A 9,512-nucleotide genomic window follows, 5' to 3' on the forward strand; every position below is an offset into this window, starting at 1 on the left:
TGATCAATATCATAATCCTTCAGATAGTCCAATATCTCCTCTTTTGACACTAGACTCTTACGTGGAGGCTCCTCACCTCCAATAGAGCGATAAATTTCATCTGCTGTCCTGACATAGCCCCTTTTTTTAGACTGATTAATAAAAGCTTGAACAGTAAAATTCGAAACTTTGGAGAAAGCAATGGAAACATTTTGTTTAACGAAACCGTTCTCATATACATAGTCAATGTTGAGATAAGTATCTCCTGATAACTTTTTACTATACATAACAGCAAGCAAGCCATCGGAATTGATATATAGCTGCAAATCTTCATCATCTGCCAACCTAGGTTTGGCACGGCGATAGTTTATCCAGGCCGGCTCACCTACATATGGCGTATTACTTCTTATAATCTTACTCATATCTGGCAAACCCAGAATATTTTTATAATGAACACTCGCATAATAGATTTCATCATTATCATATAGAGAATAGTGATTTTTACTTTCTCTTTATTAAGCTGGACAACATTACCTATTGGTAGTAACTTAAGTATTAGATATCTCCTCGGATAATTTCTTTAACATCAAAAATCTTTTGATTGGTCGAACCTTAAATGTTAAAAAATAGGAAACTGGGAAAAAAAGACTAAATAGGATATAGTTATACAAGTTTGCTTCTTGAAGATAGGTCAATAAAAATTGAAATGTCATTACAGAGAAAACAATACCTGTCAATGAGAGGAACAACAAGTTATTCTTGCACTTCTTAATAAAGTCAGACCAACCAAAATAATTACTAGGATTAAAACTTATCAATTCTTGATCATGTTTGAGTTTCAGAGCCCATTCTACTAAAAGAACAATGGTGAATATCATGCTTATAAGCAAACCATATTTTACAAAAGAATTTGAGAAAGTAAGAAAGCCGATGGAAGATAGTAAGTTGGTTAGCACCAGTCCAGAAGCTAACACTGCCCATTTAATGTCCCATACCTTATCTGGTTTATAAGAGTAAGAATAGAGTTTCCCTGATTCAAAATGATAGAAAATATCTTGTTCTTGAAAATTTCCAAGAAATAACAAACTTTTAAATGTAATCACTTTGGTCTCCCGTATTATGGAATATTTTACTTATTCAGAATTTTATTTTTACTAGCACTGCAGCTAACAACTAGAAAGCAAATACCTTTATTTTATGGCACTATCTTTCTCATCTCTTTCTATTGTATACTGACAATTCTCACTATAGCTTAGATCACCAGCTAAAAGTGTACACATCAGTAATATAAGACCATGAAACATCAGAAAGACTAAAGTCCCCCAATTTAAAATGAAAAAGCTAAACAAAAAGATTAGGAAGTTAAGAATCAGAACGCCCTTAAACTGCTTTTTCATCCAAGGAGCTAATTTAGCTAATTTTATTTTCCCTTGTTCTTTTTTATAAAGACTAAAATTAAATTTCTTTGCTAAAGACCGAGATGATAAAAAATGGATTAGATTTGCAAGTACGACTGCTAGTATAAAAGCAAGAAGCCAATAAAGCCATCTTTCAGTGAACGAGAAGCGATGCGAATTAAGGTAAGCATATAAGCTTTCACTAGTTCGAATCCGCCCTGCCCAGACCGAAACAGCTAAAAATACTGGTGCTGGAATTAGAAGGGTCTCCAACCAATGTTTTTTACGCATTCGGATTTCCAAAAACTGCGACTCTGTCAATCGGTAAAGCGTTCGATTGCTAAACCAATTCAGATAAGGAAAAAAATAACCCCACAATGTCGGTAACTTATCCAATAGAAAGTATTCCTTACCATCCTCTAATAATATATAACGAAAATTTACATGATGTGCTTGCATAAAAACCTCTTTGTGGTGCATTTCAATATCATTCTCATTTGTATTCTTAAAAAAGAACTCGTGTTAATTAACTTTTATCTCCTCAGCTTCTTCTTTAAATACTACTTGCCCTCGCTCGAATTTTCTCACTGCTAAGAGCCAGCGAATGGGATTGTTTTGGAATAGAGAAATCACAACCGCAGCTGGAAGCACCCCTGCCAATGGTGAAAATAATAATGAAAGATCGAACCAATCATGGTCATAATAAGGAATAAGCATTCCTGGTATTCCAAACATACCTACAATCCCCACACAAAATAGAAGAATCAATATAATAAACAAGAAAAAGAAGATCTTACCAAATGTGGCCTTCTTATCGGAAAAACCTTCCCAAATTAAACTTCCATTCACCGCATCTTTAAACTGTTCCTCGCTTGCTAAAACTGTGGATCGAACATTTTTATACAAGGCCTTTTCCAACATATAAGTACTGCCAACAAAAACTAAAAATATAGCTAATAAAATGATTGGAATCATCCTCTCGTTTAATCGAAATGGACTAGTGAAAGAAAAAATCACAACTCCAGTACCTCCACCAAATAATGCAAAAAGCAAAATCAAAGGAATAATGGCTCTATTAGATCTTCTTGCCCCTTCTGTATTTAAGAGGGCACTTTTGTTCGCCACTAAGGCTTCTTTTGTCCTCGTATTATAGTAGACGGCTTCATTACCGCTCTGTCCAATAAAAATTATTTCTCTCATTTCTCTTCTTTTAATAATTTACTAATCAGGCTTCTTCATCCCTTAGCCATTCCACCTTTATCTTCGTACATACTGAACCAAGCGGAACATCATGAAGGCAAATAGAATTCCTGCAACGATCCAAATGGTTCGTAAGGCGTAAAATTGGAGCAGATAGGTCGAAATAATGGCTCCGATGACAAAGCTTCCTAACAAAGCAACAAAGAAAATGCCCTCTTTCAAGTATGGTTTTTCCTGTGTTCGCACAAAATTTCCAAAAGCCACCATCGTTTTCTTGATATTTCCTGTCATAAAGGAATTATTGTAGACTATACCATCCACTTCGCCAAAAGCTGTGGCAACGACCCCCATACAGAAAGCAATCGGAGGAACAATCAGCATATTAGGCACGGTACTTGGCATAAAACCTACCAGAGTACAGATGAGAACCATTGGTGAAATGCTACTTACCCGCCATATTGATTGTTCAAAAAAGGGGCGGAAAACAGTTATCAGGAAGATACCCAGCATAAAAGCCAGCATGGTAGCCAGTTTCACTTCAATTTCTCCAGTTTTATGGTGAATCATCTCAACGGACAAAAAAACAACATTCCCTGTCTGTCCAGCGACCAAGGTGCCTCCACGCTTCATGAAAGTGTAGGCATCTACGAATCCTGCGCAAAAGGTCAGCAGGCAAGCAAAAAACTTCGATCGGGAGTGAAATTCCCTTTTGACTAACTTTTTCATCATTGACCCAAAAAGTCCAGTGTAACACCAGACTTCCTTTCTATCCTTCTCTAGCTTCCTCCAAAATCTTTTCAATCTTGGTGGTAATCAAATCAATCGCAACTTTATTAGAAGCGCCCTCTGGAATGATGACATCCGCATAGCGCTTGGTTGGCTCAATAAATTGATGGTACATAGGCTTTACGACACCCAGATACTGCTCAATGACACTATCCAAACTGCGTCCACGTTCTTCCATATCCCGCTTAATCCGACGAATAATACGCACATCATCATCAGTATCGACGAAAATCTTGATGTCCATCAAATCACGGAGGCGTTGGTCTTCCAAGACCAAAATCCCCTCTACAATGAAGACATCCTGCGGTTCTTGACGATAGGTTTTATTACTGCGCGTGTGCTCCGTATAGTCATAGGTTGGGATGTCCACTGGACGGCCAGCCAAAAGCTCCTTGATCTGCTCAATCATGAGATCTGTATCAAAAGCAAAAGGATGGTCATAGTTGGTTTTGACCCGCTCCTCAAAGGTCAAATGCGACTGATCCTTGTAGTAAGAATCATGCTCAATCATAGAAATCTTTTCATTTGGAAAATTATCTAAAATCGCCCGAGATACACTGGTTTTTCCCCCACCAGAGCCACCTGTAACACCGATAATAATAGGTCTGTTTTGCATTGTTTTCTCCATTACTTGTTATCCTATCTATTTTACCGCAATTCATGATATAATGAAAGGGTGAATCAAGAAAAATTCAGGAAAATCATTTTAAAGGAGAAAGTATGTTACGACTAGGTATCATCGGTACGGGAACTATTTCCCACGAGTTTATTAAAGCAGCCCGACTAAGCGGTGAGTATGAGTTTACAGCTGTTTACTCGCGAACTTTGAGTGCCGCGGAGCGTTTTGCGCAAGATTATAAAAACGTCGAACTCTACACCGATATGATTGAATTCTTATCTGCCGACCTAGATGTGGTTTATATCGCCAGTCCCAATAGCCTCCATTTCAACCATGCCAAGGTAGCCATTTTGGCTCGAAAACATGTCATTGTTGAAAAGCCGGCTGTATCAAGGCCTGAAGAATGGCAAGAATTGGTCAAGCTGGCAGCTGAGCATCAGGTTTATATCTTTGAGGCAGCTAGAAACTACCACGAAGCAGCTTTTGCAGTCATTCAGGACTTCCTAAAAGACAAGAAAATCTGGGGAGCCAATTTCACTTATGCCAAATACTCCTCCAAGATGGGAGCCCTGCTGACTGGACAAGAGCCTAATGTTTTTTCTGCCAAATTCTCAGGCGGTGCTCTGATGGATCTGGGTGTCTACACGCTTTATGCAGCTGTCCGACTCTTTGGTGCTCCACAAAACACCTGCTATACAGCTCAACAACTGCCAAATAGCGTTGACCTTAACGGTTCTGGCAGTCTGATTTATCCTGATTTTCAGGTTCGTATCCAAGCTGGGAAAAATATTCATAGCCAGCTGCCAGCTGAAATCTATACGGACCAAGGCACTCTGACCTTAGACGGTATCGAGTTCATCCGCTCTGCTATTTTCCAAAAGCTCAATGGAGAGACGGAAAGTCTAGCTATCCACCAAGCAGAGCATCAAATGCTGGAAGAGGCTCAGGCTTTTGCTCGTGTACTTAAAGGCGACCGGAAAGAGCTTTATAGCGACTACCTGCAGGCTGCTACTGCTGTGCATGAGTGTCTGTTTGCTATGAGAAAAGATGCTGGCATTAGATTTGAGGTTGACCATGATTAAAGAAACATTTCCAACAGTCTGGCAGGAACAGCTAAATCAGCTCGGTTTTGCTAAACTGACTGCCATCCAAGAAAAAATATTCCAGCCCATTTTCCAGGGAGAAACGGTGCTAGGCATCAGTCCGACCGGTACGGGCAAGACATTGGCCTATCTCTTTCCTATTTTATTGAGATTGAAGCCTAAAAAAGCGCAGCGGCTTTTAATTTTAGCTCCAAATACAGAGCTGGCGGGACAGATTTTTGATGTTTGTAAGTCTTGGGCGGAGCCCTTAGGCTTGAGCAGTCAACTCCTCCTCTCTGGTAATAGCCAGAAAAGGCAGATTGAGCGACTCAAGAAAGGTCCTGAGATACTGATTGGCACACCGGGTCGGATTTTTGAGCTCATCAAGCTCAAGAAAATCAAGATGATGAATGTTGATACTATTATCCTAGATGAATTTGATCAACTTCTCAGTGATTCCCAGTATGCGTTTGTTGATAAGATTCTGCATTATGCACCGCGTGACCACCAGCTGATTTACATGAGTGCTACTGCTAAGTTCGACCAAGATAAGATTGCCGAAAATACTCTGCGCATCAGCATTGACGACCAGACTTTAGACAATATCCAGCACTTCTATATCCAGGTGGAAAAGCGTGACAAGGTCGAACTCTTGCGCAAACTATCCAATGTAGAAGAATTTCGTGGTCTAGTCTTTTTCAACAGCTTGTCAGATTTGGGCAGCGCCGAAGAAAAGCTTCAGTACCGAGGAGCTAGTGCGGTCTCTCTAGCCAGCGATGTTAATGTAAAATTCCGCAAGGTCATTCTTGAGAAATTTAAAGATTACGATATCACACTCTTGCTGGCGACTGACATAGTTGCGCGTGGCATTGATATTGATTCTCTAGAGTGCGTAGTCAACTACGAAGTGCCGCGCGATCTGGAAACCTACACTCATCGTTCTGGCCGAACAGGTCGCATGGGTAAGGAAGGCTATGTCATCACCTTCATCAGCCACCCAGAAGAACTAAAAACTCTCAAAAAATATGCCTCTGTCCGCGAAATCATCTTGAAAAAACAAGAACTGTATGTGTGTCCTTAAGCGAGAATTACGGTAATCAATATTCTTATGTGATGATGGCAAAGCAAAAAGCATTGGAAATTTAATATTTCCAATGCTTTTTTTAATTTCTGCTGTAATAAATCTGATGTGGTTGAAGCTGATTTTCTAATAGTTCATCAACTGTCACCAAAGTATAGCCGTTGTTCTTCAGATAGTCAAGAACGCTTGGCAGAGCATCGATGGACGTCTGATGGATATCGTGCATGAGGATAATAGATCCCGGCTGGGTCTTCACGATCTCCTGCATAATAGCCTTTGTATTACGTGTTTTCCAATCGAGACTGTCCACGCTCCACATAATAAAGGACTGATCTACAGCATTTTGAACCGTAGAGTTGATGGCTCCGTAAGGCGGTCTTGTGATCATAGGTCGGATACCAGTCGCCTTATAAATGGCTTCCTGAGTGTCTAAGATTTCCTTTTTGGATTGATTCAGAGGTAATTTGGTCAAATCTGGATGGCTCCATGTATGGATGCCGAGCTGATGGCCTTCATCAAGGACACGTTTAGCCAGTTCTGGATTGGCAGCAACATTTTGTCCCACCATAAAGAAGGTTGCTTTAGCATTGTAGCGTTTCAGAATTTCCAAAGCCTGAGGAGTCGTCTTACCGTCGGGACCGTCGTCAAAGGTCAGGGCAACCATTTTCTCATGCCGCTTGGTTTCATACTGCTGGTAAGCCTCCAAATCAGCCCCCTGTAAATATTCCGAACGGATTAGGTCATAAAAACTAGATAGAGGCACTGTCACGCTCGACACACCGTTGATTTCTTTGGTCAGACGAATGGAAAATAAACTATCCTCGTAATGAAAATCCCACTGGCTCAGTTCTATTTCACGGAGGGCGTTTAAAGCTGTTGTTTGCTGACTTTCCTCCACCTGTCTAAAGGTTAGCTGACTGGTCAACTCCTTCAGGAAAATTTCCTTGGCAGCTTCTGGATTTTGAAACAGCTTGTCCAAAGTCACCGCTGCCCCTTCTTGATTGATATAAGTCGAGGCTACTTCCCTCGCTTCTTCAGACTTGATGTCTCTTTTCGAGATACTGTAATCTTTACGGTGAATGATCACTTCCTTGGTATTGGCCAGAGTAGTAGACTTTTCTTCCGTGTAGTAAAAAGTCAAAGCAGTCAAGTTTTCCTTCTGCTTTTTGTCATCTGAAATGCTCTGACTATCCTGTAACATTTTATCTTTGACACTTTGAAGCGGCTGCCCATTCATAAGAGGGTAAAAAGCCGCCACATAATGGCTGCCAATCCTACCAGCCTGCTTTTCGGCATTGTCAGCATGCTCTTGCTCTTCCTTGGCAATCACTTCTGTAACCTTTTTCTGGAATTCCCTTTCCTGAAACATTTCATAGATTCGCAGTCCGCCAAAAACAAGAAATCCTAAGAGAAGCAGATTCAGAAAACTGAGAATCAGTCTGTATTTTCGTCTACGCTTCCTTTTATGTTGTCTTTTCATTTATTATCCCCTAAGCTATTGTCATAAAATGATTCTAATGTTAAAAAACTTGTATCTTACAAGTGCTAAAATACAAGTTTCACCTATTTTTAAAGACTTTTTTCTCGAATCACTTCGACCTTGTAGCCATCAGGATCTTTGATGAAATAATAATTCGGTGGATTTCCAGGCAGCCCTTTTGGCTCAGTCACTTCATAGCCCTTAGCAGCATGTTCAGCGTGCAAGCCTTCCAAATCAGGCGTGCTAAGAGCAATATGAGCAAATCCATCCCCAATCACATAAGGTCCGTGGTCATAATTATAGGTCAATTCAAGCTCATAATCATCTCCATCCAAACCGAGATAAACAATGGTAAAAGCGTGTTCTGGAAAGTCCTTGCGGCGCAATTCCTTAAAACCAAACGCGTCTTCATAAAAGGCAATTGAAGCCTCTAAATTTTCCACTCGTAAACAAGTATGCAACATTTTTGATGTCATGGTTGTACCTCTCTCATTTCTTTCTTTTATTATACCGCAAAAGCAGTCAAATTTGAAATAATATGAAAAATTTTTCAGCTTTTGCTGATTCGTTTTCTAATATCTGACCTAAGGGGAACTTTGATTTCAAAAATAGTTCCACGCGGTTTGTTGTCTTTGACTGTGATGGTTCCTTTTAAGGCGTCCACGATTTGTTTCGCCAAGGATAGGCCAAGTCCAAAACCACCTTTTTGCCGAGTCCGAGCCTTATCCACCCGATAAAAACGATCGAAGACTTTTTTCTTGTCGTCGCCCGCAATCCCTGGACCATTGTCAGAAATCCGCAAGGTCAAGCTCCGATCATTGGCAGAGGCCACGAAATAGATCTCTCCATCTTCTTCCGTGTATTTGATAGCATTATCAAAAAGGATAGTCATCACCTGCTTAAGCAAGACCTTGTCTGTTGTGATTGATTTTGAAACTAGATTTTTGAAATCAAAGACCTTATCGCTTTCCTCTGCAATAATGGCATAGTTAGAAAAAGCTGTTGTGAAGAAGTCTGGCGTGACCTCACCGTATTCTGGTTTGATACCGTCATCGCGCCGAGCTAGATTGAGTAAGTTGGTGGTCAACAGGCGCATATTTCGCACTTCCTCTAAACTAGACGCGATGCTCTCACTAGAATCCATAATCGTGGCCTCAGGCTTACGGAAGAGAGATTCCAGACGATTTTGCAGCACGGCCAAAGGCGTTCTCAATTCATGGCTGGCATTCTCAACAAAAGACTTCTGCTTTTGCATGCTATCCAAGAGAGGCTTGACACTCATCCGAGCCAGATAGATACTGGCAATCAAAGAGATACCCCAGAAACTAATCATGACAATGGCAATCAGCTTTTCATGCTTTTCGCTAGTCTGCTCCAGCTGGCTGATACTGGTCATGACAACTGCGTATTTGACATTTTCAATTTCATCATCTGGATCAATGTCGAACATATAGGCCCGATAACTCTCGACCTGTCCATAGCTATTAGTTAGTTGTATTTGCTTGATTTGATTAAGAAAGCGTTTGTTAAATTTAATCGCATCAAAGTTTAAAAAGCTATTTTTGGCTGATACATTCTGATAATCATCATTCAAAAGAATGGCTGAAGTATTGGCGCTAACATTGACCCTGCCCGGTTCCTCAATCTTGATATCATGAGCTTGCACAGACTCTGAATCTTTGTGCTCTGGTTCTTGGTATTGCCGTCCCGTCGTCCGATAGGCTAGATTGGCTACCCAGGCGGGATTTTGACTGAGACTTTTGAGATTATCATCAACGGTCGTGTAAAGGCTAGAGCGCATGACTTGGATAATAATGAGCGTCATGGCCGAGAAAATCAGGGTGAATACACCAAAATAGCGAATGAAATAAGAAAAATCATCCGCATA

Annotated in this window: 11 protein-coding genes; 2 read left to right on the forward strand and 9 right to left on the reverse strand. The window is 40.5% G+C overall.

The window, feature by feature from the left end:
• From Q0191_RS06070 to udk, 6 genes are all read right to left on the reverse strand, one after another.
• On the reverse strand, positions 1–401 hold a 401-nt coding region (locus Q0191_RS06070), incomplete at its 3' end, for a TipC family immunity protein (RefSeq protein WP_297664756.1).
• Between the two features lie 126 nt (positions 402–527).
• On the reverse strand, positions 528–1,082 hold the full coding sequence (locus tag Q0191_RS06075) for a hypothetical protein (RefSeq protein WP_125381865.1): 555 nt from the start codon (positions 1,080–1,082) through the stop codon (positions 528–530).
• An 87-nt stretch (positions 1,083–1,169) separates the two neighbouring features.
• A complete protein-coding gene (locus tag Q0191_RS06080; protein ID WP_297664759.1) occupies positions 1,170–1,835 on the reverse strand; it encodes a DUF443 family protein in 666 nt (221 codons plus the stop codon).
• A gap of 63 nt (positions 1,836–1,898) precedes the next feature.
• Positions 1,899–2,576, reverse strand: a complete 678-nt coding sequence (locus tag Q0191_RS06085; RefSeq protein WP_297664761.1) for a hypothetical protein — start codon at positions 2,574–2,576, stop codon at positions 1,899–1,901.
• Between the two features lie 57 nt (positions 2,577–2,633).
• Entirely contained in the window at positions 2,634–3,302 is a 669-nt protein-coding gene (locus Q0191_RS06090; RefSeq protein ID WP_297664772.1) for a YoaK family protein, read from the reverse strand.
• Positions 3,303–3,342: 40 nt separating this feature from the next.
• Positions 3,343–3,978 carry a uridine kinase gene (udk, locus tag Q0191_RS06095; RefSeq protein WP_185758389.1) on the reverse strand — a complete coding sequence of 212 codons (636 nt, stop codon included), beginning with the start codon at positions 3,976–3,978 and terminating at the stop codon, positions 3,343–3,345.
• Between the two features lie 104 nt (positions 3,979–4,082).
• On the opposite strand from udk, the gene Q0191_RS06100 reads away from it, so the two are divergent.
• Positions 4,083–5,063 (forward strand): Gfo/Idh/MocA family protein, encoded by a 981-nt coding sequence (locus Q0191_RS06100; protein ID WP_297664765.1) that lies wholly within the window; start codon positions 4,083–4,085, stop codon positions 5,061–5,063.
• Entirely contained in the window at positions 5,056–6,144 is a 1,089-nt protein-coding gene (locus Q0191_RS06105) for a DEAD/DEAH box helicase (RefSeq protein ID WP_297664774.1), read from the forward strand. The genes Q0191_RS06100 and Q0191_RS06105 overlap by 8 nt, the downstream gene beginning before the upstream one ends.
• A gap of 82 nt (positions 6,145–6,226) precedes the next feature.
• On the opposite strand, the gene Q0191_RS06110 is transcribed toward Q0191_RS06105, so the two are convergent.
• The 3 genes from Q0191_RS06110 to Q0191_RS06120 all read right to left on the reverse strand — a co-directional run.
• Entirely contained in the window at positions 6,227–7,624 is a 1,398-nt protein-coding gene (locus Q0191_RS06110) for a polysaccharide deacetylase family protein (RefSeq protein WP_297664766.1), read from the reverse strand.
• An 89-nt stretch (positions 7,625–7,713) separates the two neighbouring features.
• A complete protein-coding gene (locus Q0191_RS06115) occupies positions 7,714–8,100 on the reverse strand; it encodes a VOC family protein (RefSeq protein WP_005590267.1) in 387 nt (128 codons plus the stop codon).
• Between the two features lie 74 nt (positions 8,101–8,174).
• On the reverse strand, positions 8,175–9,512 hold a 1,338-nt coding region (locus Q0191_RS06120; RefSeq protein WP_297664769.1), incomplete at its 5' end, for a sensor histidine kinase KdpD.

The sequence above is a fragment of the uncultured Streptococcus sp. genome, assembly GCF_938036805.1.
Classification (GTDB): Bacteria; Bacillota; Bacilli; order Lactobacillales; family Streptococcaceae; genus Streptococcus.